The following is a 25,645-nucleotide window of genomic DNA, read 5'->3' as shown; positions in this document are numbered from 1 at the left end:
TCAAAAGGATTAAACGTGTCTTCGACCAAGGCAACCGGCAGTCGTCAGCCAAATTCCCGGCGGCCTTCCGCAAGTTCAGTTTGATGTAGCTAACAATGTTGGCGCGCCGAGGCCAGCGGGATATTGACCTGGGTCAAGCGGCCTGCCGGGAGCCCCCGGCACTATGCGGGGTAGCTTAGTCCCGCGCGAAACGCGCGCTGTGCCATCGGGCCAGGCGAGGTGGGCGTTTCCTCGATCCGTCGTGTTCGGATCAGTAGTTTTGCGGGGCCGTCAGGCGTGGCCCTTGATCTCGTAGTGGCCCGGCACGCATTTGTAGCGCTCGAGGCGCCAATTGGCGTGATAGATCGGATGCTCGCCCATCCATTTCGCCAGGGGGGCCTGTGCGCCGACAGCGCACTGCATCATCGAAATCTCGGGCGTCATGTTGCTGTCGGTCACGATTTCCTCGACACAACTGCCTGAGCTGGCTGCGCTCAGCCGGCAGAGCACGGCTACGACGGTCACGAACATTCCTGTCACCTCATCGGTTGTTTCTGACCACGACAAGGATGCAAGCGGAGTGCCAGAGCCTGTGACACGCAAACAACACGCTGGCCTGGCCGACTCGACCCAGCGTCCGAGTGTCCATTTGAGGATTCGGATTGTAAAAAATCTGCCCATAAACCGAAGCCGGATAAATACGGGAAAAGTCGACGAAAATGCCGCGCCGCCGCTGCTTCGCTAGGGTAAGCGCGCATGAAGCGGGATGGTCTGCCGGCTTGCTCCGCCTCTCCCGCTTGCGGGCAGGGCAATCGCATATGGTAGCGATCTCGCCTGTGGCCATCCTTCGAGACGCCCGCCGTTGGCGGGCCCTCAGGATGAGGACCAGGTGCGCGGCCAGTTTCAACGAGCACCAATGCTGCTTAGCCTCATCCTGAGGAGACCGCGAAAGCGGTCGTCTCGAAGGACGAGGCGCGCGCTCAGGTCTCGCAAAGCGCCATATGCGATAGCCCTGCGCTTGCCCGAGAGGCCGACGCGCTCGCAGAGCGCGGCGGTGAGGGTTCTCGCCGCGCAGGGACGTCCTCGATCACTCTCGATAATCCCTGTGCGGAGACACCCTCTCGCCAACCCTCCCCCGCAAGCGGGGAGGAAGCCCACTGCCGATGCCGCATCCTGAGGGCCCGCAACGGCGGGCGTCTCGAAGGATGCGCCGCGAGCACCCGGGCGGCCGATAGTCCGCGCGCCGAAATAATTGATGATCGCCGATCCGCTTTCATTTGCGCATGCCGCGCTGCTACATTTTGCGCGCGCCGGCGGGCGGCGCGGCGACGAAGAAACATACCGACAAGGGAGGGGCCGAAAGTCCCATGAAGGATTTTGCTGGAAAGATCGCGGTCATCACCGGCGGCGGCACGGGCATGGGGCGCGAGCTCGCGCGGCAACTCGTCGCCGAGGGCTGCAACGTCGCGATGTGCGACGTCTCCGAGGCCGCGATGGCCGAGACCAAGCGGCTGTGCGAGAGCGAGAAGCTGCCGCAGGGCCTGCGCGTCACGACCCATGTCGCCGACGTCGCGATCGAGGATCACCTGAAGCGCTTCCGCGACGAGCTCGCCGAGCAGCAGAAGACCGACAGGATCCACCTGCTGTTCAACAATGCCGGCATCGGCGGCGGCGGCAGCCTGTTCACCAACACGCGCGAGCAGTGGGAGCGCACCTTCAACATCTGCTGGGGCGGCGTCTATCTCGGCGTGCGCACCTTCCTGCCGATGCTGGTGGCGGCGGACGAAGCCCACATCGTCAACACCGCCAGCGTCAACGGCTTCTGGGCCTCGATCGGCATGAACCAGGCGCACACCGCCTACAGCTCGGCGAAGTTCGCGGTGAAGGGATTCACCGAAGCGCTGATCAACGACCTGCGCCTGCACGCCCCGCACGTCAAGTGCTCGGTGGTGATGCCCGGCCACATCGGCACCTCGATCGTCTCCAACTCCCGCAAGGTGCAGAGCGCCGACGGCTCGGAGCGGCTCAGCGACGACGAGGTCGCGCTGACGCGCAAGCGCATGGTCGCGGCCGGCGTGCCGGATGCCGACAAGATGTCGGACGAGGACGTCCAGGCGGTGTTCGCCGAGCGCGCCCGCAGCTTCCTGGAGGATGCGCCGACGACGGCGGCACAGGCTGCCAAGATCATTCTCGACGGCGTCAAGGCCGAGCGCTGGCGCATCCTCGTCGGCGAGGATGCCAAGCGCCTCGACGAGCGTGTGCGCGCAACGCCCGAGCAGGCCTATGACCGCGCCTTCTACGAAAGCTTCACGCAGGAGGTCGGCTGGCGGCTCGGTTGAGAGCGCCGGCGGACGCGCGAATGTAGGTAGGATAATCGTCATGACAAGAGGTGCGCGTGCGATGATGCGTGCCACCTCCTGCCAATGTCCGGCCTTCATGCCGGATTGGAATGACACGCATGCGGCGTGACCATTCGTTCAAGCGATGGTGATCTCCAGCGGCGCTCATTCGGTGCGCGGCTGCTTGGTCGGCGGACTGAAATGGTTTAGTAGGTCAGCGATAGCGCGATGATAGAGCGTAGCTCCCGATGATGCCCGCATGCCTCTCCGACGACTGGACCCTTTGCCCGGAGCGAGAGGACATCTCCGCTGAGTTCACGCGGCTGCTGACCGCGGCCCAGGAAGGCGGCGCCACCATCGCCGAATGCCTGATGATCGCGCGGCAGCTGAAGCGGGGCGACGACGGCTCCTGGCATCGGGAGTGGAAGAAGCTGGCGCAAGCCAACCGGCACCGCGCCGAGGCCGCCTTCGCGGAAGGCCACATGGCGAGCGCACAGCGCAACTGGCTGCGGGCCATGAACTATTATGGCGCGGCCGCGATGCCGCTGGAGCCGGACGACGAGCGCCGCTGGGTCGCCGTGCTCGCGATGCAGGAATGCGCGCGCCGCTACCTTTCGGCGCGCAGCCCGGCGGGCGAGGTCGTGACCATTCCCTGGCTCGAGGGACATGCGCTGCAGGGCTACTTCGTCCCCGCGCCGTCGGGCAGCCTGCGGGCGCCGACCGTGATCTGCATCGGCGAGCCCGGCCACCGCAAGGAAGAATTCCTGTTCAAGCTCGTGCCGCACGCGCGCGAGCGCGGATTCTCGCTGCTGGCGCTGGATCTGTTCGGCGAGCAGCGCGACGATTACATCGAGGCGCTGTTGCGGCGCCGCGATCTCGAGAGCGCCATTCCCTGCGTCATGGACTATCTGGAGGCGCGCAGCGACATCGATTTCGCGCGCGTCGGCATCATTGCCGATGGCTGGGGCTCTTCCTTCGTGGCGCGCGCGGTGCTGCAGGAGCCGCGGTTTGCCGCCGCGGTCTGCGATGGCGGCCTGTGGGACCTGCACGAGCGGGCCTTCTTTGCCAGCCGATTCGCGCTGAGCGACGTCAGCATCGTGCCGGTGCCGCATGCGCCGCTGATGGCCTCCAGCGCCGACTGCCCGGTGCTGATCACGCTCGGCGAGGACGGCTGGCTCAAGGCCGACCGGGCGCGTCAGATCGTCCAGAGCTCCCGGCTCGGCAGCTCGAACGTGGCGTTGAAGGTGTTCACTGCGGCCGAGACCGGCGCGGCGCAGTCCCATGCGGACAATCCGAGCCTTGCCAACGAATACATCTTCGATTGGCTCGAATCGCGGCTCGGCGCCGCCGCCCGGCGGATCTGAGCGGCCGAGGGCTTAGAAGTCGAGAGAGATCCGGACGCAGGCCTTCTCGAGGCGATTCTTCAGTGTCGCGAGCTTGCCGGTGAATTCCGTCAGCTCGTCCTCGTCGAACTCCTGGAAGACGAATTCGCGGATCGTCTTGTATTGCTCGTTGAGGCTTGCGATGTGCTTCTGCGTCTTCTCGGCCAGCGACAACCGCACCACGCGGGCATCGGTCGGCGAGGGACGACGGCGCAACAGACCCTTCTTCTCGAGCAGCTTGGACTGGGTGGTGACGAAGGACGGATCGACGTGGAGGAGCTTGGAGACGACGTTGACCGGGATGCCGTCGTCCTTGTCGAGGTCGGAGATGGCCATCAGGATCAGCCATTGCGGGCCGCTGATGCCGAGCGTCTTCGCCCAGAACTGACGCAACTCCTCCAGATACATGTTGATCGACGAGATCTCCCAGGTGAAGCGCCTGATGATATCCAGATTGCCGGTCGAGCGCAGGCGCGCTCCTTCTTTCCTCGTCGCGGACACAGCGTCACTCCCGTGAACCGATCATTCAGGCCGGTGTTCGTGGAAGGCCATAGTCCACGCAAGCCTGCCCTGACGCAAGTGCAGAGCAGGGTAATTTCGTCACGAAAATTACAAATATGACCAGCTCAGCAGATCGGCCGGCCCTCGAGTGTTGCGCGCCGGGCACACAGTTAGTGAAACCACAAAGCTTACTAGATAAAGTATTTTGAGTAGTTGTTTGGCGCAGATATGTTGCTCGTGGCGGTGGGGGGTACTCGATCGTCCCGTTGCAGGTGGTTCGCTCACGTCCCTCGCGCCGAAAGCGAGTGTGTCCGAAAGCGCAAAGTGGCCGGGCGGATTTGGAGAGACGGGGATCTGGGGGGCCTCACGGTCCAGTCTCCGTAAAATGAGCAACTTGGAGGTTTTAAATGAAGATGGTGAAGAGCCTTTTGCTCAGCACTGCGGCGGGACTGATCGCCGTCGGTGGAGCTCAGGCGGCTGATCTGCCCGTGAAGGCCAAGGCGGTCGAATACGTGCGCATCTGCTCGCTCTACGGCGCCGGATTCTACTACATGCCGGGCACCGACACCTGCATCAAGCTGGGTGGTTACATCCGCGCCGACATGATCCTCGGCGGCGGCGGCGACTATGGCTTCGCGAACAGCTCGGGCAGCGCGAACGGCGGGTCGAACAACCGTCTGACCAACTACTACTACAGCCGCGCTCGTCTGGACTTCAACGTCGATACCCGCACTGCGACCGAATACGGCGTTGTTCGCACCTACGCCGACCTGGTCGTCAGCTACGACACCACGAACGTCACCGGCAGCAGCCCGTCATCGGTTTCGACCAGCGCGGCTTCGCTCGCTCTCTACCACGCGTTCATCCAGTTCGCCGGTTTCACCTTCGGTCGCACCGTCTCGATCTTCGACGCTCCCTGGCAGAGCTATATGGCGGGCGGCCCCGATACCATTCCGGGCGGCTCCAACCACGTCAACGGCGTGAACCAGGTTGCCTACACCGCTGACTTCGGCCAGGGCATCACTGCTTCGTTCGCGCTGCAGGACGAGACTTCGGCGAACAATGGTCAGTCGAACCTCTGGAACGTGTCGTCGGGTACGGCGGCGCAGTTCGTAACCGGCGTCTATGGTGCCAACGCCTGGGGCGGCACGCGTTCGCCCGACATCATCGGTCAGGTTCGCGTCGACCAGGCCTGGGGTCTGGCTCAGCTGTCGGTCGCCGCGCATGAGCTCCATACGGCCTATTACGGCGCGAATGAAGCCACCGGTCATCCCTCCGACAAGTGGGGCTGGGCCGTGGCGGGTGCCTTGTCGATCAAGAACATCCCGACCGGTGCGGGTGACGTCATCAACCTGCAGGCCGTCTACACCGACGGTGCGACTCGCTACAACTTCCAGAGCCTGTTCCCGCAGAGCTTCTTCATGTTCAGCGGCAGCAGCAGCGGCGCCTATCAGAGCACCGGGTTCGCCGGCTTGGCTGACGGCGTGTTCGGAGCGGCTACCGGCATCGACACCGTCAAGACCTGGGGCTTCCGCGGTGGCTACACCCACAACTGGAGCCCGAACTGGGCGAGCGGAGTGTACGGTGGCTATGCTCAGTTGAAGTATGGCGATTCGGGCAAGGCCCTGATCTGCACCAACTTCGCGGGGATCGCCGTGGCCGGTTCGACCTGCAATCCGGACTTCAACTTCGCGGTGGTTGGTGTCAACACCGTGTGGACCCCGGTCAAGGGCCTGGCGTTCACGGCCGACCTGAGCTGGTCGCGTCTGGACCAGAAGTACTCGGGCGCAATCAACAGCCCGGGCATTGCCTCGGCTGCGAAGCCGGCGGCCGTGTACGAGCTGAAGGACCAGAACTCGGTGAGCATGCTGCTGCGCGCTCAGCGGAACTTCTGATCATCGATCGCGCCAATCGATTGGAGAACCCCGGCGGGAAACCGCCGGGGTTTCTTCATGGGCAATGGTTTCGGAAAATCGATGGCCGCTGCGGAACACGAAGGCGAGCCATGCGATTCAATGGTATCAAGCTTATTTACTTACGTGAGTTACTAAGCTATATACCTCTCAGCCAGATACGAAAGTTGCGGCTCTTAGCTTGATGCTAAGCCTCCAGAAACCTCCGGCGATGCCCCGCCGGAGGTTTTTTGTTGTCGCGATGGGCGCAATGTCAGCTGCGTATCGCGCGGGCGCGCACAGGCGGCCGGTAGGCGAGGCGGCTGTGGCCGGCGCAATAGGGCTGACCATCCGGCGCGGAATTGCCGCAGAAGCAGAAATCCTCGGCGCCCGGCGTCGAGATCGGCCAACGACAGCGGTTCTCGGCCAGCTCCAGCAGCGAGCAGCGATTGGCCTCGTCGATCGGCCCGGTGGCGACGGGAGCGTCGGTGTCGCCATAGATCGTGGCGAGCATCTGATATTGCAGGCGCGGCACGGCCTTCGCGCGCGCCGCGCCTCTGTCCTGAACCTTGCGCTCATCGCTGGTGCGGCCGCGCGTCAGGTTGAGGCGGGACAGCTTGCCGATCACGGCATTGCGGCTGACGCCGATATCGGCGGCGATCTCGCGGCAGGAGAGGCCGGCCTCGAAGTGTCGCTTCAGAAGCTCGATGCGTTCGTCGGTCCAAGTGGGTGAGAGAACAGGCATTTGTAAACGGTCCCAGGTTGCAGGTGCCGGCCAACCGCCGCGAGATCCGTCCGCCTCACGCTCCGAGCGCGCTCAGGTCCTGCCATTGTCGCGGATCGACAGAAGTCCGTCCTTGATGGCGAGACGGATGCCTTCCTCGATCAAGGTACGAGCGACGCCGGGAACGCTGGTGCCGTGGGTGCCCTGTCTCACCAGCTTCTCCAGGTAGGTGATGGTCGAGAGCGCCAGGGTTACGGGAATGCGGTCAGTCTCGGCTTTTTCGGTGGCCATGGCCCGAACGCTAGCCTCTTACTCGGGTACATAAAAGTAACGATTAAGACTCTATTTAGGTTCAGGGGTGGAAGTCAAATGCAGGCTTTGCTTGACGCCCAGCATATTGGAATCGCTCCGGAAATTACTCACGACGCAGCGCGCCGCGCGGCAGGCCGGGCGGCGTCGGGGCTTCAACAGGTCAGGAAGGGCTGCTTGGCTCAGCCGTGCACGATAGCCTTTTCGATCATGCAATGGATGCCCTTGGCGCCGTTGACGGTCTGGGTCACCCTGAGGTCGGCGGCGAGGCTGCACAACGTGTAGGCATCCTCGCGCGACAGGTTTCGCCTCTCGCCGAGCAGCGCGATCATGTCGCGCAGCGCGCGCACCACGCATTGGTCGAGGTCGGGGTCCATCGCCATCGTCATGTAGTGGGTCGCCGTCTCCGCGCGGGGATAGCCGAACCTGAGATCCTTGCGCAGCGTCAGGCGGAAGCGGCCCTGCAGCGCGGTCTCGATCGCGGTGACGCAGACCTCGCCGTCGCCCTGCACGCCGTGGCCGTCGCCGCAAGAGAACATCGCGCCGGGCACGAACACCGGCAGATAGAGCGTCGCGCCCGCACCTAGCTCCTTGTTGTCGAGATTGCCGCCCATGGCGCGCGGGATCAGCGAGGAGATCCGTCCCCAGGCTGGCGGCGGCGATACGCCCATCACGCCGAAGAACGGCTTGAGCGGCAGGTCGAGGCCCCACGGCATGCGGCCGGTCATCCTGGTACGGTCGAGCGGGATGTTCAGGATACGGGTCTCGTGGAAATCGTCGGGCAGGGTGCCGGCCAGCGGCTTGATCATGTTCCAGCCCCAATCCTGCCGGAGCTGGACGTCGAGGATCTCGACCGCGAGCACGTCGCCGGGCTCGGCGCCCTCGACCGCGATCGGGCCGGTGAGAATGTGGCCGGGCAGCATGCGCTCGTTGCTGGCATGAACCTCGAACATTTCGGGCGGAATGTGAAACTTGTCGCGGTCGGGCAGCATGTCCGGACCGCCGCTGATGGTGTCGACCGTCACCTCGTCGCCGCTTCTGATGGTGAGGACGGGCTTCAGCGCGGCTTCGAAGAAGCCCCAATGGCAGGTGTTGGGGCTGGAATGCAGGTGGTGATGGGTCATTTGCCGCGTCCGCTCGCTGTGATCAGGCCGGGCTTGACCGGGCGATCGATCCTCTTTCAAGAAGCTGTCTGAAGATCGCCGGGCAGGTCAAGCCCCGCGCAGACCGGCCGGCTCATTCCCGCGAGGCTCCCCTGTTTTTCGTTCTGTCCAAGACGATCGGTACCGCGCTGCTGCCGATCAACCTTCTGGTCGAGCTCGGCGTCGTCTCGCTGGTGCTGATGGCGACGCGCTATGCCGCGCTCGGCCGCAGGCTGGCCGTGACCACGCTGGTGCTGCTGGCGCTGGCGGCGTTTTCGCCGCTCGGCAATCTCCTAATCTATCCGCTGGAATCGCGCTTTCCGGCGTGGGACACCTCGCGCGGGGCGCCCGACGGCATCATCGTGCTCGGCGGCTCGGTCGACACCGATCTGTCGGCGGCGCATCGCACGCCCGTCGTCGCGCACGCCGCCGATCGTCTGTTCGCGCCGGCCGAACTCGCGCGCCGCTATCCGAAGGCGCGCATCGTGTTTACCGGAGGGAGCGCGAACCTCGTCTCCAAGGATGCCAGGGAAGCCGACTATTCCGCGCCGATCCTGGAGAACCTGGGCATCGCGAAAGAGCGTCTGATCCTCGAGCGCAATTCGCGGAACACCTGGGAGAATGCGGTCTTCACGAAGCAGCTGGTGACGCCGAAGCCGGGCGAGCGCTGGCTTCTGGTGACGTCGGCCTTCCACATGCCGCGCTCGATTGGAATCTTCCGCAAGGCCGGCTTTGACGTCGAGGCCTATCCGGTCGACTGGCGGATGGGCGGACGTGACGATCTGTTCTCCTTCACCAACATGGCAGCGGACGGGCTGCGCCGGACCGAAGTGGCCGTCCGCGAGTGGATCGGCCTCGTCGCCTACCGTCTGATGGGCAGGACCGGCGAGTTGCTTCCGGGACCCGCGAAGGACTAGAACGAGACCGCACAACAAGAACACGCGGCGCACGATCGCTGCGGCCGGAGGAAGCCATGCAACAGCACAGTGCACACAGCATCGATCTTGCCGGCCTCGTTGCCGACCTCAACAGCCTGCTGCGGCTGAAGACGACTGTGATCGGCATGAAGCTGTTCGCAACGGTCGCAGAGATGGAGGCGATCCCGAAAATCCGGCGGCCGAACGCGGTCCACACCACCGACCAAATCGTCAGCATGGCGGCGCGCCTCGGCTGGACCGTCGGCATCACCGCCGACGATCTCGTCGGTGCCCAGTGCCGCGCGGTGATCGGGCTTAGCCCGCAGGATGAAAAATGGCTCGCCGGCGAAAACTATGTCGGGGTCTGGCACGGCACGGCGGAGGACGCGCGCAAGCGCCAGGAGGCGCTGGACGTGGTTCCGTTCGGCCACTATCAGGCGCTCGCCGTCAGCCCGCTCGCGAGCGGCCGGCTCGATCCGCCCGACATCTGCCTCGTCTATGCAACGCCGGGGCAGATGATCATCCTGATCAACGGGCTGCAATATACCGGCTACAAGAAATTCGAATGGGGCGTGGTCGGCGAGACCGCTTGCGCGGATTCCTGGGGGCGGGCGCTCAAGACCGGGGAGCCCAGCCTGTCCTTGCCATGCTATGCCGAACGGCGCTATGGCGGCGTGCCAGACGAGGAGATGCTGATGGCCCTGAAGCCCGCGCATCTCGCCAAGGCGATCGAGGGCATGAAGGCGCTGGCGAAGAACGGCCTGCGCTATCCGATCCCGCCCTATGGCATTCAAAGCGACGTCCGCGCCGGCATGGGCGTGAGTTACGCGAAAAAGTAAGGGACGAGCATGAGCTCTGCGAAATTCGACATCGTCGTCTACGGCGCGACCGGTTTCACCGGCCAGCTGGTCGCCGAATATCTGGCGGCGCATTACAAGGACGACAAGTCCCTGAATTGGGCGATGGCCGGCCGCAGCCTCGACAAGCTGACATCGGTGCGCGAGGCCATCGGTGCGCCCGCCGATACGCCGCTCATCGTGGCCGATGCGTCGGACGCGGCGTCGCTGAAGGCGATGGTGGCGCAGACGAGGTCGGTGATCACGACGGTCGGGCCATATCAGTTCTATGGCGAGGACCTGCTCGCGGCCTGCGTCGCGGCGGGGGTGGATTATTTCGATCTCTGCGGCGAGCCGGTGTGGATGCGGCAGATGATCGACAAGTACGAGGCTGCGGCCAAAGCGAGCGGTGCCCGCATCGTGTTCTCCTGCGGCTATGATTCCGTGCCGTTCGAGCTCGGCACCTTCTTCGTGCAGGAAGAGGCCAGGCGCGTGTTCGGCGCGCCGGCACCGCGCGTGAAGGGCCGCGTGCGCGACATGCGCGGCACGCTGTCGGGCGGCACCGCGGCAAGTGCGAAGGCGACCTTCGATGCCGTCGCCAAGGATCTCAGCCTCGTCGCCATTCTCAACGACCACTTCGCGCTGACGCCTGATTTCATCGGCCTCAAGCAGCCCAAGGGTAACAGGGCAGTCTTCGAGGAGGATCTGCAATCCTGGGCCGCGCCGTTCATGATGGCGCTGATCAACACCCGCAACGTCCATCGCTCCAACATGCTGATGGGCTTTCCCTACGGCCAGGACTTCGTCTACGACGAGATGGTCTTGACCGGTCCAGGAGAGAAAGGTGAAGCCAACGCCAAGCGCGTGATGGCAGCCAACGCCGAGAAGACCGGCCCGAACGCGCCGAAGCCGGGCGAGGGGCCGTCGAAGGAAGAGCGCGAGAACGGCCTGTTCAACCTGCTCTATGTCGCGATCGCCCCCGACGGCCGCATGGTCCGTGCCGGCGTCACCGGCGACCGCGATCCCGGCTACGGCTCGACCTCCAAGATGATCTCCGAATGCGCGATCTGCCTGCTGCGCGATGCGAACGACGTTCCCGCCGGCTTCTGGACGCCTGGCGCAGCGATGCAGCACAAGCTGATCAAGCGGCTGGTCGATCACGCCGGGCTGAGGTTCGAGGTGGAAGGCTAGATCGGCCCTCGTAGCTCTCGTAGGGTGGGCAAAGCGCAGCGTGCCCACGTTCTTTTGCAATCCTAGAGAGGACGTGGGCACGGCGCGCTACGCCTTTGCCCACCCTGCGGCACCAATCGTGCAGCTACACTGCCCGCGCATCATAGGCGTACATGAAATCCATGCCTTTGGCTCCGATCGGCAGCAGCCATTTCAGCATCTGATTCCTGACCCACGCGCCGGTGGCGCTGAACTCGCGCTTGTTGTTGCCGTTGCGGCGAGCGATGGCGACGATCTTTTCCGTGCGCGGGCGGCGCTCGACTTCGAAGGCCTGGAACGTGGCGCCGAGCTCCTGACCCTCCTTCATCAGGCGGGCGAGCCGCATCGCATCTTCCAGCGCCAGCGAGGCGCCCTGGCCGGCATGCGGGCTGGTCGCGTGCGCGGCGTCCCCGATCAGCAGCGAGCGCTTGCGTGACCAGGCCGGCAAGGTCGCGACGTCGAGCGTGTCGGTGACCACGATGTTCTCGGCGGCCTCGATGATCGCGGGGATCGGATCGTGCCAGCCGCGATGGAAGCCGCGCAGGTGCTGTTTCAACGTCGCGTGGTCGAGCGCGCGAAACATTGCCGCGTCCATGCCGTGCGCGGGCTGGGTGCTCCACCACATCACGCCGTCGTTCGGATCCGGACTGCAATAGCCGTAGCCGAAGAAGCCGCTCTGGCCGAAGGTGGTCTCGACATGGCGGCCGATCGACCGGCCGTTGAGGACAGCGTGCGGCACGAAGCCGCCAAAGCCGATCAGTCCGGTGTCGAACGGTTGCGGCCCATCCGGCACGACCTGGCGGCGCGTGACGGAATGGACGCCGTCGGCGCCGATCAGGAAGTCACCTTCGGCGGTGGTGCCGTCGGCAAAGTAGGCGATGATCGGCTGATCGCCGCGATCCTCGATCTTGATCAGGTGCTTCTCGAAATAGAGCGAGACGCAAGCGCACCAGGCCTTGTCGATCAGGATCTCGTTCAGCGTCGCACGGGAAATGTTGACGGCCGGCTGGCCGAAGCGCCGCGCCATGTCGCGGTTGATCGAGCCGAGCTTCTGGCCGCCTTGAGAATAGAAGTCGAAGGCCTCGGCGACCGAGCCGCGGCTGGTCAACTCGTTCGCCAACCCGATCTCGTCCATCACCTGCATGCCGTTCGGCGCGATCTGAAGGCCGCCGCCGATGCCCTTCGAATAGGGCCAAGCCTCGTAGATCGCGGATTCGATGCCGGCGCGCCGCAGCAGGATCGCGGCCACGGGCCCGGCGATGCCGGCGCCGATGATCAGCGCCTTGCGGGGACGATAGGACATGGCTTGCTCCCGACGTTTCCGTGGTGCTAGGAGAAATTACGGCCCCTAAATCTCTTAGTGGCTAAGATATATATCGCCTAAGATATGAGGCCGACCTTGTCAAGGACGAAGGCGCGCGCGGCGCTGTTGCAGGAGCTCGAGGAGGCGATGCGCCGGTCGTCCGCGCAGGGCGTGCTCTACGGGCAAACCGTTGCCAACGTTGCCGGAATTGCCAATTCCGATCTCGAATGCATGGACATCCTCTATCTCGAAGGCCGCGTCTCCGCAGGCAGGCTCGCCGAGGTCACGGGCCTGACGACCGGCGCCATCACCGGCGTGGTCGACCGGCTCGAGAAGGCCGGTCTGGTGCGCCGCGAGCGCGACGACAAAGATCGCCGCAAGGTCTTCATCGCCGTCGTGCCGGAGGCGGCGATGAAGATCGGCCAGTTCTACGTGCCGATGCAGCAGGCGATGGAAAAGGTATTGGCGGCTTACTCAGACGAGGAATTGCGCCTGCTGCTGCGTTTCGCCAATGAGGGCTACAAGGGCGTGCTCGCGGCGACGGAGGCGCTAAAGGGTCTGCTCGACACGCCACCGGAAAAGCGGCCCGCGCTCAAGCTGAAGAAGCATCCTCGCCAACCCTGATTTTGTGGATCTGTGCGGCCGCGATCATGCCCCACATCGCGCCCAGCATCATCCAGAAGTGCCGCCAGTGGTCGGTGTCGATCACGAAGCTTTCGCCGACGGTGCCGAGAAAGGCGGAGAAGACCGCGAGATAGGCGCGCTGCCAGGGGACCCGCACGAAGACGTGTCGGAAGCCCATGATCACGGTGGTGAAGACCAGCGCGGGATAGCACACGCCGGACAGCCAGCCGCCGGACATGAAGGCGTTGAGATAGGAGTTGTGGGTGTCCTCGGGAAAAAAGCGGTGGAACTGCAAGGGACCGATGCCGAACGGCAGGCCGAGCGCCATCTCCGCACCGAGGATGTGACGGCCGAACCGGCCGAAGCGGCCTTCGTCATAGCTCTGCCCGAAGCTTGCGCGCTGCTTGAACATCTCGGCGGTGGACTCGAACGACAGCAGCACCGCGATCAGTGCGAGGCCGAGCACGGCGGCCACGACCGCCATGATGACGATGCGCGAGCGCTGCGCGTTGGTGCGGCTGGTCAGCACCATCAGCGCCAGCATGAAGGCCGAGGTCAGCACGAGGCCGCCCCAGGCGGCGCGCGAGAAGGCGAGCAGGATCGCCAGCGACATGATGGCGAAGGCGATGACGTTGCGGAACGCCTTGGCCAGCTTGTCCGAAACCACGCTCTGCAGCGCAAACAGCGCCGGCAGGATCAGGAAGGCGCCGAGCACGTTGGGGTCCTTGAACGTGCCGCGCGCGCGTCCGTAGAGCGTGAGGAGGTCGTTGCCGCCGGGCACCAGGTGGAAATAGCCGGCGACCGCCAGGAGCGATGCCACCATCGCGCCGACCACGAGCCCGCGGCGGAGCATGTCGAGCCGGGCCGCGGTGTCCTCGGACATCACCATGGCAAAGAACACGACCGTCACCGCCATGTACCAGGAGGTCGCGATCCAGCTCACCACCTCCGGCTGCTCGTACAGCGGGATCGCGCTGATCGTGTAGCCGACATTGAGCAGGACCAGCAGCGCGATCAGCGGCATCAGTGCGAGCCGCAAGCGAAGGCCGGTGGCGAAGAACGTGACGGCGGCGAGCAGCGTCGCGATCTCGTAGGGGCTCGGCTCGATGAAGACGACCGCGCCGGAGGCGCCGACCAGCCACACCAGCGCGCGCTGCAGCGCCAGCACGCCGGGCGCGGCCGGTGCGGCCAGTTTCACTCCATCGGCTGTCGCCGCATACGCCATCACATGCTCATACGCTTACGCAACTCTTACGCCACAACTTCCGCTGTCATCGCCCGGCTTGACCGGGCGATTCAGTACTCCGCGGCTCCAACTGCACGAAACGGTCGGCGCCGCGGCGTACTGGATGCCCCGCTCCAGTGCGCAATGGCGCACAAGGCGGGGCATGACGGAGAACTCAATTCAATACGCGTTCTCGTTCTTGGTCAGGAGCGAGATCGGCGTCTTCAGGAGAATGTAGAGGTCGAACAGCACCGACCAGTTCTCGATGTAATAGAGGTCGAACTCGACGCGCTTCTGAATCTTCTCTTCGTTGTCGATCTCGCCGCGCCAGCCGTTGATCTGGGCCCAGCCGGTGATGCCCGGCTTGACGCGGTGACGGGCGAAATAGCCGTCGACGGCCTCGTCGAACAGCCGGCTCTGCAGCTTGCCCTGCACCGCATGGGGGCGCGGGCCGACCAGGGAGAGGTTGCCCGAGAACACCACGTTGAAGAGCTGCGGCAGCTCGTCGAGGCTGGTCTTGCGGATGAAGCGGCCGACGCGGGTGACGCGCGGATCGTTCTTGGTCACGACCTTGGAGGCGGTCGGATCGGCCTGGTGGTGGTACATCGAGCGGAATTTGTAGACGTCGATGCGCTCGTTGTTGAAGCCGAAGCGCTTCTGGCGGAACAGCACCGGTCCCGGGCTGTCGAGCTTCACCGCGAGCGCGACGAGGCCCATCACCGGCAGCGCCGCGAGCAGCGCGAGGCTGCCGACGACGCGGTCGAACAGCCATTTCATCACCAGGTCCCAATCGGTGATCGGCGCCTCGAACACGTCGAGCGTCGGCACCTCGCCGAGGTAGGAATAGGAGCGCGGTCGGAACCGCAGCTTGTTGGTGTGCGCGGAGAGGCGGATGTCGACGGGCAGCACCCAGAGCTTCTTCAGCATCTCCAGGATGCGCGTCTCCGCCGAGATCGGCAATGCGAACAGCACGAGATCGACGCGGGTGCGGCGGGCGAACTCGACGATGTCGTCGACCTTGCCGAGCTTGCGCGCCCCGGCGCAGGTGTCGAGCGCGCGGCTGTCGTTGCGGTCGTCGAACACGCCGAGGACGTGGATGTCGGAATCCTCCTGCGCCTTCAGCGCTTCGACCAGCTGCTCGCCGTTGCTGTCGGAACCGACGATGATGGTGCGGCGGTCGAGCCGGCCCTGGCGCGCCCAGCCGCGCACCAGCGAGCGCAGCACCAGGCGCTCGGCGATCAGCGCGGCGAGTCCGAGGAAATAGAACGCGGCCAGCCACAGCCGCGAGATCTCGCTGCCGTACTTGGCGAAGAAGGAGATGCCGATGAACAGCAGGAAGACGAACGACCAGGACGAGATCATCCGCGTCATCTGCCGAAGCTGTCCGCGGAACAGCTGGACCTGATAGATATCGGCGGCCTGGAAGCAGACCACGGCGGCGACCGCGACGGCGACGACCTCGGCCGGATAGAGCCAGCTGAAGCCGGAGAGCGGCATCACATAGCCGACATAGAGCGTGATGCCGACGAGGCACAGCAGCGCGAAGTCGGCGAGACGCACGAAGCCGGCGATCACGATCGGCGAATAGGCGCGGGCGACCTTTTGGTTGACGACTTCGAGCGCTGCGGGCGAGAGCCGGCGACGGCGCTCGACGAAAGATCGGTCAGCGGGCTTCGCCGCAGCGCTGGCCGCGGCGTCGAGCATCGAGCGTGCGTTGAGCGGTTCCACGGGCGTCCACGTCCATTCCAAAGCCCGCGGCACGGCGTTCAGCGCCCGGGCGAGCATCCCCTGGACCTTCGATTATCGAACAAATCGGAAGATTCTCTAAAGCGGCGCTTAAGGATGGTTAATGATTGGCAAATGCGTCGCGATAGCCGGCGAGCACGCCGTCGACCATCGCGGTTTGCGAGAAATGCGCGGAGATGCGCTCGCGCAGGGTGACGGCGCGCTGCGCGGTGGTTTGCGGATCGTTCAGCGCCGCGGCGATCGCTTCCGCCATGGCCTCCGGATTGCTCGGCGCGAACAGAGCAGGGCTGTCGGTGCCGAAGATCTCGGGAATGCCGCCGATTCTGGACGCGATCATCGGGATGCCGGCAGCGCCGGCTTCGATCACGACATAAGGCATGGAATCGCCGCGCGAGGGGACGACGAGGAGCCGCCCCTTGGAGAAGCCGTAGCGCGCCTTGACGTGGCCGATGAAACGGATCGCGTGGGTGAGGCCGAGCGTCTCCACCTGCGCCTTCAGCGCCGCGGTTTCCTCGCCGTCGCCGCCGAGCGTCAAGGTGACCTTCTTACCGCCCTCGTGCAGGCGCGCCACGGCATCGACCAGCAGATCCGCACCCTTGATGTGCCTGAACTCGCCGACATAGCAGAGGTCGGTGGCATCGTCGGCGGTCACGACAGGCTCGAACTCCTCGGGCGTGACGCCGTTGAAGACGCAACGCACCACGCCCTTGGGCGTGCCGACGATGCGTTGATAGGTGTCGCGGGCGAACGCGCTCTCGAACAGGAACAAGTCGGTCGAATCCATCAGCGCGCGCTCCAGCCGCGCGTAGAACTCGCCCTTGAGGGTGTTGAGCGGGTAATGCAGCGAGCCGCCGTGTGGCGTGTAGATGCGGATGGTGTCGTCGGAGCGCCGCCGCATCCGGATGAAGGCGCCGGCCTTGGCGCCGTGGCCGTGCATGACGTCGGGCTTCAGGGTGGCGATCAGGCGCCGCATGCGAAGCCACACCAGCACGTCGTCCGGGGAGGGTTCGCGGCGGATCGCAAGCCGGTGCACGCCGAGCTTCAGCCGCGGCGCGAGCTCGGCAAGGGCCTTGTCGGCACGCTCGCCGCCGGTGAGGCTGTCGGCGAGAATGCCGACATGATGGCCGCGGTCGACCTGGCCGTTGGCGACGTCGAGGATGTGGCGGAAGATGCCGCCGACCGGAGCGCGCACGGCGTGCAGGATACGAAGCGGCCGGTCAGGAGAGGGGGGCATGTATCAAAACCAGCGCTCGACGGCGTATGCCGCACAATTCCTTGGAAATATCGCGACGGATTAAGGGCCCTCGTGGTTAACAAACGGTGACGAGCGCGCGTGCGGCCGTCGCCGACGCTGTGATTAACCCAGCGGCAACCTTAATGGAGTGTAATCGGCCCGGTTGAGGTAGCTTGGTGGCGTTGCCCCTGCGGGAGTGTTCGATGCGTTTAGCGTTCTGGCGTGCCGGCAAGGACAAGGCGGTGGTCGCGCGGGCCGTGTCGAAGTCCAAGGCCGACGTCGCGCCCAAGGCCGACAAGACCGACAAGGCTGAGAAGGCCGAAGTCAAGGCCGAGCCCAGGATTGAAGCTGCGCCTGCGCCGATCGTCACGAAGCAAGCGCAAGTCGAATCCGGCGACATCGACCTGCACGCGCTCGGCGCGGCGTTGGCGCGCAAGCGTGGCTGGATCGTCGTGCCGACGGTGCTGGCGCTCGTCGCCTCGATTGCCGTCGTCAGTCTCGTCACGCCGCGTTACAAGTCCGAATCGCGCATCCTGATCGACGGCCGCGAGAACGTATTCCTGCGCCCGAACAGCGACCGCACCGAGGAGCGCCAGGCGCTCGATGCCGAGGCCGTCACCAGCCAGGTGCAACTCGTGCTGTCGCGCGATCTCGCGCGCGAGATCATCAAGAAGAACAAGCTTGCCGAGCGTCCGGAGTTCGACCCGGTCTTGCAAGGCATCTCGCCGCTGAAATCGCTGGCCGCGCTGATCGGTATCGTCCGGGATCCGTTCGCGATGACGCCGGAAGAGCGCGTGCTCGATGCCTATTACGAACGCCTGCAGGCCTACGCCGTCGACAAGTCGCGCGTGATCGTGGTCGAATTCCAATCCGCCGATCCCGAGCTTGCGGCGCGCGTCGCCAACTCGATCGCCGACGGCTATCTCGTGCTGCAGCAGGCGGTCCGCCAGGAGCAGGCCAAGAACGCCAGCCAGTGGCTCGCCGGGGAGATCGAGAATCTGCGCAAGAAGGTGTCCGACGCCGAGGCCAGGGTGGAGGACTTCCGTTCCAAGTCGAGCCTGTTCATCGGTACCAACAACACCACGCTGTCGAACCAGCAGATGGGCGAGGTCAACACCCAGCTCAACAATGCGCGCTCGATGAAGGCGGATGCGGAATCCAAGGCGCGGCTGATCAAGGAGATGCTCCAGAGCGGCAAGCCGATCGAGGCGTCGGAGGTGCTGAACTCCGAGCTGGTGCGGCGGCTGTCGGAGCAACGCGTGACGCTGCGTGCCCAGCTCGCCGAGCAATCCTCGACCTTGCTCGGCAACCATCCACGCATCAAGGAATTGAAAGCCCAGTTGGGCGATCTCGACAACCAGATCCGCGACGAAGCCGGCAAGATCTCGCGCTCGCTGGAGAATGACGCGCGGATCGCCGGCGGCCGGGTCGACGGCCTGATCGTGAGCCTGGAGCAGCTCAAGAAGCAGGCGGCCTCGACCAACGGTCAGGACGTCCAGCTCCGCGCGCTCGAGCGCGAGGCCAAGGCGCAGCGCGATCTGCTCGAGACCTATCTCGCCAAGTACCGCGAGGCGAACACGCGCGAGACCATCGACACGGCACCGACCGACGGCCGCATCATCTCGCGTGCCATCGTCTCGAACACGCCGGCCTACCCGAAGAAGCTGCCGATCGTGCTGATCGCGACGATCGCGACGCTGCTGCTGTCGTCCGGCGTCGTCGTCACCGGCGAGCTGTTGCGCCAGACCGCGCCGCGCGCGGTGGCGGCGGTTTTCCCGACACAGGCCCCGGTGCGGCAAGCGCCGGCGGTCCGACCGGCGGTCGAGCCGGTCTTCGATCCCGGCATCGAGCCCGCTGTGGCGGAGCCCGCGCCGCTCCAGCCGGAGATGGCGGCCGATACCGTCGTCACCGAATTCACCGAGATCGAACGTCTGGCTGAGGACCTGCGCGCCGCCGGCGCGGCCGCGAAGAAGGTCACCGTGCTCGGCACCGCCTCGGGCGAAACCGTCACGCTGTCGACGCTGACGCTGGCACGGCATCTGGCGCGCGAGGCGCGTGTCGTGGTGGTCGATCTCGCCGCGTCCTCGCCGACGATCGCCGCGGCGTCCGTCGATGCGTCGGCGCCGGGCCTTGCCGAGCTGATGCAGGGCGAGGCCTCGTTCGCGCAAGTGATCACCCGGGACAAGCTGTCGCGGCTGCATCTGGTCATGGCCGGCCGTCCCGGCTTCGACCGCAGCCTGCTGCAATCGCCGCGGGTGACGCTCGCCATCGACGCGCTGCTGCGCGCCTATGATCACGTGCTGATCGATGCCGGCAGCGCTTCTGATCTTCCGGCCGAGCTGCTGACGGCGCATGCCCGCGCCGTCGTGGTGCCCGATGCGTCGATGGCGAGCGATGCGCGCACGTTGATGTGCGAGCAGCTGAAAGCGGTCGGCTTCAGCGAGGTGACCATGCTGAGCAAGCCGGTGCAGCCGTCGAATGCGGCGGAAGCGCCGCGCGTGGTGGCCGCGTAGGTGCTCTCCGCACACGCAGAATCGTAGGGTGGGCAAAGGCGCGCTTGCGCCGTGCCCACCACCTGTCCAATGCAGTGACAGGACGTGGGCACGCTTCGCTTTGCCCACCCTACAGTATCTTTGCGACGAAGTCTTACCCGAACGCCTGGCGTAGCCGGCGGGCGAGGTCGAACAACATCTGGTTCTGCTTCACCAGCCGCTTGCCGCGGCTCAGCGACGACATCGCCATCGCGGCGAGTGTTCCGCGCGAGGTCAGCGGGACGAAACTGTCGAAGATGTCTTCGTCGTCCTTGCAGAACATCCGCTTGTACTCGTCCGTGCCGATGCCGAGGTCGAGCGAACGGTAGCCGCGCTCGCCGTAGCGGTCGATGATGTAGCGCATCAGGATCAGGCCTGGGCTGTAGCGGGCGTGCTCGGACATCGTGTAGGTATTGAACATCATCGAGAAGCGCTCGCCGTCGGCGACACCGGCGAAGATCGCGATCACTTCCTCGTCGCATTCGAGCGCGTGGATGTCGATGACTCGGCCTTCGCCGCGCGGCGCAAGGCAGGCACTGCGGACGAATTGTTCGACGCCGGGCTCGGCAAAGACGTTCGGGAGCTTCTGCTCCGCCATCCGCACCGGCTTGACCCGAAAGAACCAGTCGAGCAGGCGGACAATATCGGCGTCGGTGGTGGCCAGGTGGTAGCGATAGCCGGCGAGGGCCTGGAGCTTCTTTTCCTTGCTCTTGAGACGGCGGCGAAGCGAATTGCTGATCCGGGATGCCGGCGGCCCGCCCGGCTCCATCGCCAGCCGCGGGCAGCCGTTGATGGCGCTCTGTCGCGGCAGCAGCGCGAACGGGTTCGGCTGGTCGTGCCAGCGCAGCGGTTGCTGCGTCAGCGCGAGCACGTCGATGTGCTCGCGCAGCGGCATCATCAGCGCCTCGAGATCGGCGGCATCGGTCTGCGCGGCGCAGGCGGCGTCCCACAGGCCCATGTTGAAGGTCGTATGCTTGCCGCCCATGAAGCTGGCCGTGCGCACGCCGTGGCTTTGGCGCAGCGAGAGCGGCAGCAGCAGCAGCGGATTGTGATCGGCGTCATGGGCGATCACCACGAACGGGCGCGCGCCCTCATGCGTGCCGACCAGCCGCTGCCAGGGGCTCAGCAGATCGAAGCGCTGATAGGGCGTGAAGAGATGGCCGGGCTCTTCGAAGCTGCGCCAGACCGCCTCGGCGGCGTCGAGATCGGTGACGATGTCGACCTGCGCGATACGGCTCGCTTTCGACCGCGCTGGCGCTTCTGCCGTCCGGCTTTGCATCGCCGCAGCCATGGTCATTCGCGAAACCTGTCGAGAAATCAGAAATAGACGTCAATCGGCCTGTGGCCGACCTTTGCAAAGAAAGGTCAACAAAGGGTAAGGACAAGGGGAGCGGGAACGGGCGCCTCGAGGGCGGCCAAGGGGTGGGGAGGGGATGCCAGGGGTGGGGATGTCGGCCTCCGACGGCAGATGGCTGGAACGGCTGCGCCTCGAGCTGGCCTGGTTCACGGGCCGGGCCGCGCGGGGCAGCCGCGGTGCCGGCGCCATCCTGCGCTTTGAACGGGTGCGGCCGCGGCGGCGCGGCGGGTTTCAGCCGCTGCGCGCGCACGAGGTCACGCCGCAATTTCTCGATCGTGCCATTGGCGCGCTGAAGCGCTGGGGTTACGATTTTCTCGGCATGGACGAGGTCTGCCGGCGCGCAGTGACGTTGCCGGAGCCGCGGCGCTTCGTGGCGCTCACCTTCGACGGCGCGCCCAAGGATCTCATCGAGTTCGCCTACCCGGTGCTGGCACGTCACGCGGTGCCCTTCACGGTCTACGTGCCGACCGCGTTTCCCGACGGCGTCGGACAGGCCTGGTGGCTCGGGCTTGAACAGGTGATCGCGCGCGAGAGCCGCATCAGCCTGATGATGGGCGAGAAGGAGCAGCGCTTCGTCGTCACCGATCCCGCCGGGAAGCAGGCGCTGTTCTCGCATCTCGAGAGCTGGTTGCGCTCGCTGCCGCCGGCGGACCTGGCGGCGGCGGTCGCCGATCTCTGCACGCGCTACCGGATCGATCTTGCCGCGCTCTCGCGCGAGGCGTCGATGGATTGGGAGGATCTGGCGAAGCTCGCTGCCGATCCGCTCGTCACCATCGGCTGCGCGACCGTGAATTATCCCGTTCTCGCCAACATGAAGGACGGTGCGGCGCTGCGGGAGATGACGATGGGCAAGGCCGTTGCGGAAGCGGCCTTCGGCCGCGAGATCGGGCATTTCGCCTTTCCGTTCGGCGATCGCGCCTCATTCCGGCGCAGTCACGTCATCATGGCGGAGGAGGCCGGCTTCGTCAGCGCGGTGTCGACCATCGCGGGCATCGTGGATGCGGAGGGCCGGACCAATTTGCGCGCGCTGCCGCGGATCGCCTGGGACGGCCGTGTGCGCTCGCTGCGGATGTTGCGCGTGTTGGTGTCGGGCGCTGCCTTTGCGCCGGTGAAACCGACCGGCAGCACTACCGGCCAGACTTGACGCGGTCGGGACGCTGCATCCAGCTCACGATCGGCATCGCCGGCAGCACCCAGCCGATCCCGACCACCACGTAGTAGATCGCCTGCCGCCAGCCGGACTCGGCGATCCACGGCATCTGCGCCGCGGCCATGCCGAGCAGGGCCCAGACCGTGGCCAGCACCAGGAGCAGGATGGCGCCAAGGAACTTGCGGGTGCGGATCGTCATGACGTGAGCTTGCCGTTGTCGCGTAACTTGCGCTGCGGGAGCGGGGGACTATAAGGGGCACGCAGTCCGGTTCAAGCCCTGGTTTCAACCCCCGACATGACGACGAATCCCGTTCCAGACAATCCGCATCGCGCCGTGCGCTGGTGGCTGATCTCCGTCGCCGCGCTGATCGCATTGATGGTGCTGGTGGGCGGTGCGACCCGGCTGACGGAATCCGGCCTTTCGATCGTCGAGTGGAAGCCGGTCACGGGCAGCGTGCCGCCGCTGTCGGAGGCGCAGTGGACCGAGGCGTTCGAGGCCTACAAGAAGATCCCGCAATATCGCGAACTCAATGCCGGCATGAGCCTGTCCGAGTTCAAGGAGATCTTCTGGTGGGAGTGGAGCCACCGCTTGCTCGGCCGCTTCATCGGCGTCGCCTATCTGTTGCCGTTCCTGTTCTTCCTGTGGCGCGGCGGTCTGTCCGGTGAGTTGAAGCGCCGGCTGTGGCTGCTGTTCGCGCTCGGCGGGCTCCAGGGCGCGGTGGGCTGGTGGATGGTCGCCTCGGGCCTGGCGGGCCGCACCGAGGTGTCGCAATATCGGCTGGCGACACATCTGCTGCTCGCGCTGCTGATCTTCGCAGGCATCGTCTGGACGGTGCGGCGGCTCGAGGAGCGGCCGCAGATCGCAGCACCGGCGCGGCTGCGGTTCACGAGCGTGCTGCTGCTGGCCGTGACCTTGGTGCAGATCTATTTCGGGGCGCTGGTCGCAGGCCTGCGCGCCGGACGCGCCTACAACACCTGGCCGCAGATCGACGGCGCGTTCATTCCCTCGGCCGAGCGGCTGTGGTTCGAGACGCCGTGGTGGCGCAACATGTTCGACAATGTCCTGACGGTGCAGTTCGAGCACCGCATGACCGCCTACGTGCTGATCGTGCTGGCGTTGCTGCACGCGATCGACGCCGTGCGCTGGCGCGCAGGGGCGGCCGCGGGCGGTGCGCTGTGGCTGCTCGCCGCGGTGAGCGTGCAGGCGGTGCTCGGCATCCTCACGCTGCTCAACCAGGTGCCGATCGACCTTGCGCTGTCGCACCAGGCGGTCGCGATCGCGGTGCTCGCTCTTGCGGTGATGCAGGTGGAACGTCTCGCCTCGCGCCAGCAGAGCCACGCGCAGCCGCGCGCGGTTCCGCTCGGTCAGGCCGGCTGATCACATCGGCCGGCTGCTCAGCAATAGCCGTACACGCCGCACGCATAGGGCAGGCGCCAGAAATAGTCGACCTGCTTCCCGCCATAATACGCGCCCTGATAATCGTAGCTCCAGGGGCGGCCGTAATAGCCGGGCAGCGTGTGGGAGCCGGGCAGGAGCGGGGTGCCCGGCAGGTTGCGGATGTAGCTGCCGATGCCATAGGCCGGCGAGATCAGTGCATCCGGATCGGCCTCGACATAGACCTGCGGCGGCGGCGCGGCGGCCCGCCGTTTCGGCGTCGCCGGCAAGTCGGCGGCAAGCGCGCCTGAAACGGTCAGCATCGCCGCAAGAGCAGGTACCATCCAGCGCAGCATCGTCGGCTCCGAATCAAAGGGGCGATCCAAAGGCGATATATGCGGCAGATATGGTTAACGACTGTTAACTGACGGTCGCCAAAGCGAACGTCATTCCGGGGCGGTGCGAAGCACCGAACTATGGTGCGCAATTGCGCACCTGAGGTTCGCGCTTCGCGCGCCCCGGAACGCCAGCGACTACGCCCCCAGCGCCTGCTCCAGATCCGCGATCAGGTCTTCCTTGTCCTCGATGCCGACCGAGAGCCGCACCACGTCGGGGCCGGCGCCGGACTTGGTCTTGGCGGCGTCGTCGAGCTGGCTGTGCGTGGTCGAGGCGGGGTGGATCACCAGCGAGCGGGTGTCGCCGACATTGGCGAGGTGCGAGAACAGCTGCAGCTTCGACACCAGATTGACGCCGGCGTCATAGCCGCCCTTCAGGCTGAAGGTAAACACGGCGCCCGCGCCCTTCGGCGCGTATTTGCGCGCGAGCTGGTGGTACTTGTCGCTCGGCAGGCCGGCATAATTGACCGAGGCCACAGCCGGATGTCCCGCGAGGAATTCGGCGACCGCTTTCGCATTGTCGCAGTGCTTCTGCATGCGCAGCGGCAAGGTCTCGATGCCGGTCAGGATCATGAAGGCGTTGAAGGGCGAGAGCGCTGGGCCGAGATCGCGCAGGCCGAGCACGCGGCAGGCGATCGCGAAGGCGAAATTGCCGAAGGTCTCCTGCAGGCGGATGCCGTGATATTCGGGCCGCGGTTCCGACAGCATCGGATATTTGCCCCCCGTCGACCAGTCAAAGGTGCCGGCGTCGACGATGATGCCGCCGAGCGAATTGCCGTGACCGCCCAGGAATTTGGTCAGCGAGTGCACGACGATGTCGGCGCCGTGGTCAATCGGGCGGATCAGGTAGGGTGAAGCCAGCGTGTTGTCGACGATCAGCGGCACGCCCGCCTTGCGCGCCACCGTCGAGATCGCCTCGATGTCGGTGATGCTGCCGGCGGGATTGGCGATGGATTCGATGAAGATCGCCTTGGTGCGCGGCGTCACTGCGCGCTCGAAGCTTTCGATGTCGTCCGGATCAGCCCAAACCACGTTCCAGCCGAAGCTCTTGAACGCGTGCGTGAACTGGTTGATCGAGCCGCCATAGAGCTTTCGCGCGGCGATGAACTCGTCGCCGGGCTGCAGCAGTTGTTGCAGCACCACGACCTGCGCGGCATGGCCCGAGGCCACCGCCAGCGCGGCCGTGCCGCCTTCGAGCGCGGCGACACGCTCTTCCAGCACGGCATTGGTGGGATTGCCGATGCGGGTATAGATGTTGCCGAAGGCCTGCAGGCCGAACAGCGAGGCGGCGTGGTCGGCGTCGTTGAAGACGAACGAGGTGGTTTGATAAATCGGGGTCGCGCGCGCGCCGGTGGTGGGGTCGGGCTGTGCACCGGCATGCACGGCGAGAGTTGAAAATCCCGGAAGGCGATCGCTCATTGAGGGCGTCCTGTTCTTGTGGCTTGAAATCGCGCGGCATGCTGATGGGCGCCGTG

The 25,645-nt window shown here is 65.5% G+C and carries 23 protein-coding genes; 10 read left to right on the top strand and 13 right to left on the bottom strand.

Annotated elements, in window-relative coordinates; genetic code table 11:
• Positions 1 to 270: 270 nt before the first annotated feature.
• Complete coding sequence (locus DCM80_RS30425; protein WP_015685698.1) at positions 271 to 510, bottom strand: hypothetical protein; 240 nt, start codon at positions 508 to 510, stop codon at positions 271 to 273.
• Between the two features lie 836 nt (positions 511 to 1,346).
• Between DCM80_RS30425 and DCM80_RS30420 the strand changes: the two genes are divergently transcribed.
• Positions 1,347 to 2,318 (top strand): SDR family oxidoreductase, encoded by a 972-nt coding sequence (locus DCM80_RS30420; RefSeq protein ID WP_257195039.1) that lies wholly within the window; start codon positions 1,347 to 1,349, stop codon positions 2,316 to 2,318.
• Between the two features lie 248 nt (positions 2,319 to 2,566).
• Positions 2,567 to 3,682, top strand: a complete 1,116-nt coding sequence (locus DCM80_RS30415) for a S9 family peptidase (RefSeq protein WP_257195038.1) — start codon at positions 2,567 to 2,569, stop codon at positions 3,680 to 3,682.
• A 12-nt stretch (positions 3,683 to 3,694) separates the two neighbouring features.
• Here DCM80_RS30415 and DCM80_RS30410 read toward each other — a convergent pair whose 3' ends face one another.
• Positions 3,695 to 4,201, bottom strand: coding sequence for a MarR family winged helix-turn-helix transcriptional regulator (locus DCM80_RS30410; protein WP_028136009.1), 507 nt, complete (start codon positions 4,199 to 4,201; stop codon positions 3,695 to 3,697).
• Positions 4,202 to 4,608: 407 nt separating this feature from the next.
• On the opposite strand from DCM80_RS30410, the gene DCM80_RS30405 reads away from it, so the two are divergent.
• Positions 4,609 to 6,096 (top strand): porin, encoded by a 1,488-nt coding sequence (locus DCM80_RS30405; RefSeq protein WP_257195037.1) that lies wholly within the window; start codon positions 4,609 to 4,611, stop codon positions 6,094 to 6,096.
• Between the two features lie 271 nt (positions 6,097 to 6,367).
• Here the strand turns inward: DCM80_RS30405 and DCM80_RS30400 are convergent, their stop codons facing one another.
• The 3 genes from DCM80_RS30400 to DCM80_RS30390 form a co-directional block, all read right to left on the bottom strand.
• On the bottom strand, positions 6,368 to 6,838 hold the full coding sequence (locus DCM80_RS30400; RefSeq protein WP_257195036.1) for a GcrA family cell cycle regulator: 471 nt from the start codon (positions 6,836 to 6,838) through the stop codon (positions 6,368 to 6,370).
• 72 nt (positions 6,839 to 6,910) lie between these two features.
• Complete coding sequence (locus tag DCM80_RS30395; RefSeq protein WP_007603456.1) at positions 6,911 to 7,108, bottom strand: hypothetical protein; 198 nt, start codon at positions 7,106 to 7,108, stop codon at positions 6,911 to 6,913.
• A 200-nt stretch (positions 7,109 to 7,308) separates the two neighbouring features.
• Positions 7,309 to 8,250 carry an acetamidase/formamidase family protein gene (locus DCM80_RS30390; RefSeq protein ID WP_257195035.1) on the bottom strand — a complete coding sequence of 314 codons (942 nt, stop codon included), beginning with the start codon at positions 8,248 to 8,250 and terminating at the stop codon, positions 7,309 to 7,311.
• 167 nt (positions 8,251 to 8,417) lie between these two features.
• On the opposite strand from DCM80_RS30390, the gene DCM80_RS30385 reads away from it, so the two are divergent.
• From DCM80_RS30385 to DCM80_RS30375, 3 genes are read left to right on the top strand one after another with little or no spacing between them, the layout of a single operon-like run.
• The gene (locus DCM80_RS30385) at positions 8,418 to 9,185 is read left to right on the top strand and encodes a YdcF family protein (RefSeq protein ID WP_257198098.1); all 768 of its coding nucleotides are present in this window, start codon (positions 8,418 to 8,420) and stop codon (positions 9,183 to 9,185) included.
• A 56-nt stretch (positions 9,186 to 9,241) separates the two neighbouring features.
• The gene (locus tag DCM80_RS30380; RefSeq protein WP_257195034.1) at positions 9,242 to 10,024 is read left to right on the top strand and encodes a DUF169 domain-containing protein; all 783 of its coding nucleotides are present in this window, start codon (positions 9,242 to 9,244) and stop codon (positions 10,022 to 10,024) included.
• 9 nt (positions 10,025 to 10,033) lie between these two features.
• Positions 10,034 to 11,212 (top strand): trans-acting enoyl reductase family protein, encoded by a 1,179-nt coding sequence (locus DCM80_RS30375; RefSeq protein WP_257195033.1) that lies wholly within the window; start codon positions 10,034 to 10,036, stop codon positions 11,210 to 11,212.
• Positions 11,213 to 11,336: 124 nt separating this feature from the next.
• Here DCM80_RS30375 and DCM80_RS30370 read toward each other — a convergent pair whose 3' ends face one another.
• On the bottom strand, positions 11,337 to 12,533 hold the full coding sequence (locus DCM80_RS30370) for an FAD-dependent monooxygenase (protein ID WP_257195032.1): 1,197 nt from the start codon (positions 12,531 to 12,533) through the stop codon (positions 11,337 to 11,339).
• Between the two features lie 147 nt (positions 12,534 to 12,680).
• On the opposite strand from DCM80_RS30370, the gene DCM80_RS30365 reads away from it, so the two are divergent.
• Positions 12,681 to 13,157: a MarR family transcriptional regulator gene (locus tag DCM80_RS30365; RefSeq protein WP_257198097.1), complete on the top strand. Its 477-nt coding sequence runs from the start codon at positions 12,681 to 12,683 to the stop codon at positions 13,155 to 13,157.
• Here the strand turns inward: DCM80_RS30365 and DCM80_RS30360 are convergent.
• From DCM80_RS30360 to DCM80_RS30350, 3 genes are all read right to left on the bottom strand, one after another.
• Positions 13,126 to 14,382, bottom strand: coding sequence for an O-antigen ligase (locus DCM80_RS30360; RefSeq protein WP_257195031.1), 1,257 nt, complete (start codon positions 14,380 to 14,382; stop codon positions 13,126 to 13,128). The two genes, DCM80_RS30365 and DCM80_RS30360, sit on opposite strands and share 32 nt — an antisense overlap.
• A 180-nt stretch (positions 14,383 to 14,562) precedes the next feature.
• Positions 14,563 to 16,110, bottom strand: coding sequence for an undecaprenyl-phosphate glucose phosphotransferase (locus DCM80_RS30355; protein ID WP_257195030.1), 1,548 nt, complete (start codon positions 16,108 to 16,110; stop codon positions 14,563 to 14,565).
• Between the two features lie 118 nt (positions 16,111 to 16,228).
• Positions 16,229 to 17,362: a glycosyltransferase family 4 protein gene (locus tag DCM80_RS30350; protein WP_257195029.1), complete on the bottom strand. Its 1,134-nt coding sequence runs from the start codon at positions 17,360 to 17,362 to the stop codon at positions 16,229 to 16,231.
• Between the two features lie 203 nt (positions 17,363 to 17,565).
• Here DCM80_RS30350 and DCM80_RS30345 point away from each other — a divergent pair, with 203 nt between their 5' ends.
• Positions 17,566 to 19,875: an exopolysaccharide transport family protein gene (locus DCM80_RS30345; protein ID WP_257195028.1), complete on the top strand. Its 2,310-nt coding sequence runs from the start codon at positions 17,566 to 17,568 to the stop codon at positions 19,873 to 19,875.
• A 133-nt stretch (positions 19,876 to 20,008) separates the two neighbouring features.
• Here DCM80_RS30345 and DCM80_RS30340 read toward each other — a convergent pair whose 3' ends face one another.
• Positions 20,009 to 21,190, bottom strand: coding sequence for a GNAT family N-acetyltransferase (locus tag DCM80_RS30340; protein ID WP_257195027.1), 1,182 nt, complete (start codon positions 21,188 to 21,190; stop codon positions 20,009 to 20,011).
• Positions 21,191 to 21,341: 151 nt separating this feature from the next.
• Here DCM80_RS30340 and DCM80_RS30335 point away from each other — a divergent pair, with 151 nt between their 5' ends.
• Entirely contained in the window at positions 21,342 to 22,394 is a 1,053-nt protein-coding gene (locus DCM80_RS30335) for a polysaccharide deacetylase family protein (RefSeq protein ID WP_257195026.1), read from the top strand.
• On the opposite strand, the gene DCM80_RS30330 is transcribed toward DCM80_RS30335, so the two are convergent.
• Positions 22,378 to 22,599, bottom strand: a complete 222-nt coding sequence (locus tag DCM80_RS30330) for a DUF2842 domain-containing protein (RefSeq protein WP_028136024.1) — start codon at positions 22,597 to 22,599, stop codon at positions 22,378 to 22,380. The two genes, DCM80_RS30335 and DCM80_RS30330, sit on opposite strands and share 17 nt — an antisense overlap.
• Before the next feature lie 96 nt (positions 22,600 to 22,695).
• Here DCM80_RS30330 and DCM80_RS30325 point away from each other — a divergent pair, with 96 nt between their 5' ends.
• Positions 22,696 to 23,778: a COX15/CtaA family protein gene (locus DCM80_RS30325; protein ID WP_257195025.1), complete on the top strand. Its 1,083-nt coding sequence runs from the start codon at positions 22,696 to 22,698 to the stop codon at positions 23,776 to 23,778.
• A 17-nt stretch (positions 23,779 to 23,795) separates the two neighbouring features.
• Here DCM80_RS30325 and DCM80_RS30320 read toward each other — a convergent pair whose 3' ends face one another.
• Together DCM80_RS30320 and DCM80_RS30315 are read right to left on the bottom strand one after the other, a co-directional pair.
• Positions 23,796 to 24,131, bottom strand: a complete 336-nt coding sequence (locus tag DCM80_RS30320; RefSeq protein WP_257195024.1) for a hypothetical protein — start codon at positions 24,129 to 24,131, stop codon at positions 23,796 to 23,798.
• Positions 24,132 to 24,308: 177 nt separating this feature from the next.
• Positions 24,309 to 25,589 (bottom strand): O-acetylhomoserine aminocarboxypropyltransferase, encoded by a 1,281-nt coding sequence (locus DCM80_RS30315; protein ID WP_257195023.1) that lies wholly within the window; start codon positions 25,587 to 25,589, stop codon positions 24,309 to 24,311.
• Between the last annotated feature and the right edge of the window lie 56 nt (positions 25,590 to 25,645).

Origin of the sequence: Bradyrhizobium sp. WBOS08 (assembly GCF_024585125.1) — a bacterium.
Lineage (GTDB): Bacteria > Pseudomonadota > Alphaproteobacteria > Rhizobiales > Xanthobacteraceae > Bradyrhizobium > Bradyrhizobium japonicum_B.
Note: the sequence above shows the minus strand (reverse complement) of the source record. Positions and strands in the feature narration are given on the sequence as shown.

Coding starts and splice junctions, on each gene's coding strand:
- DCM80_RS30425 (WP_015685698.1), bottom strand. CDS start 510: ATGTTCGTGACCGTCGTAGCCGTGCTCTGCCGGCTGAGCGCAGCCAGC.
- DCM80_RS30420 (WP_257195039.1), top strand. CDS start 1,347: ATGAAGGATTTTGCTGGAAAGATCGCGGTCATCACCGGCGGCGGCACG.
- DCM80_RS30415 (WP_257195038.1), top strand. CDS start 2,567: ATGATGCCCGCATGCCTCTCCGACGACTGGACCCTTTGCCCGGAGCGA.
- DCM80_RS30405 (WP_257195037.1), top strand. CDS start 4,609: ATGAAGATGGTGAAGAGCCTTTTGCTCAGCACTGCGGCGGGACTGATC.
- DCM80_RS30400 (WP_257195036.1), bottom strand. CDS start 6,838: ATGCCTGTTCTCTCACCCACTTGGACCGACGAACGCATCGAGCTTCTG.
- DCM80_RS30395 (WP_007603456.1), bottom strand. CDS start 7,108: ATGGCCACCGAAAAAGCCGAGACTGACCGCATTCCCGTAACCCTGGCG.
- DCM80_RS30390 (WP_257195035.1), bottom strand. CDS start 8,250: ATGACCCATCACCACCTGCATTCCAGCCCCAACACCTGCCATTGGGGC.
- DCM80_RS30380 (WP_257195034.1), top strand. CDS start 9,242: ATGCAACAGCACAGTGCACACAGCATCGATCTTGCCGGCCTCGTTGCC.
- DCM80_RS30375 (WP_257195033.1), top strand. CDS start 10,034: ATGAGCTCTGCGAAATTCGACATCGTCGTCTACGGCGCGACCGGTTTC.
- DCM80_RS30370 (WP_257195032.1), bottom strand. CDS start 12,533: ATGTCCTATCGTCCCCGCAAGGCGCTGATCATCGGCGCCGGCATCGCC.
- DCM80_RS30365 (WP_257198097.1), top strand. CDS start 12,681: ATGCGCCGGTCGTCCGCGCAGGGCGTGCTCTACGGGCAAACCGTTGCC.
- DCM80_RS30360 (WP_257195031.1), bottom strand. CDS start 14,382: ATGGCGTATGCGGCGACAGCCGATGGAGTGAAACTGGCCGCACCGGCC.
- DCM80_RS30350 (WP_257195029.1), bottom strand. CDS start 17,362: ATGCCCCCCTCTCCTGACCGGCCGCTTCGTATCCTGCACGCCGTGCGC.
- DCM80_RS30345 (WP_257195028.1), top strand. CDS start 17,566: ATGCGTTTAGCGTTCTGGCGTGCCGGCAAGGACAAGGCGGTGGTCGCG.
- DCM80_RS30340 (WP_257195027.1), bottom strand. CDS start 21,190: ATGACCATGGCTGCGGCGATGCAAAGCCGGACGGCAGAAGCGCCAGCG.
- DCM80_RS30335 (WP_257195026.1), top strand. CDS start 21,342: ATGTCGGCCTCCGACGGCAGATGGCTGGAACGGCTGCGCCTCGAGCTG.
- DCM80_RS30330 (WP_028136024.1), bottom strand. CDS start 22,599: ATGACGATCCGCACCCGCAAGTTCCTTGGCGCCATCCTGCTCCTGGTG.
- DCM80_RS30325 (WP_257195025.1), top strand. CDS start 22,696: ATGACGACGAATCCCGTTCCAGACAATCCGCATCGCGCCGTGCGCTGG.
- DCM80_RS30320 (WP_257195024.1), bottom strand. CDS start 24,131: ATGCTGCGCTGGATGGTACCTGCTCTTGCGGCGATGCTGACCGTTTCA.
- DCM80_RS30315 (WP_257195023.1), bottom strand. CDS start 25,589: ATGAGCGATCGCCTTCCGGGATTTTCAACTCTCGCCGTGCATGCCGGT.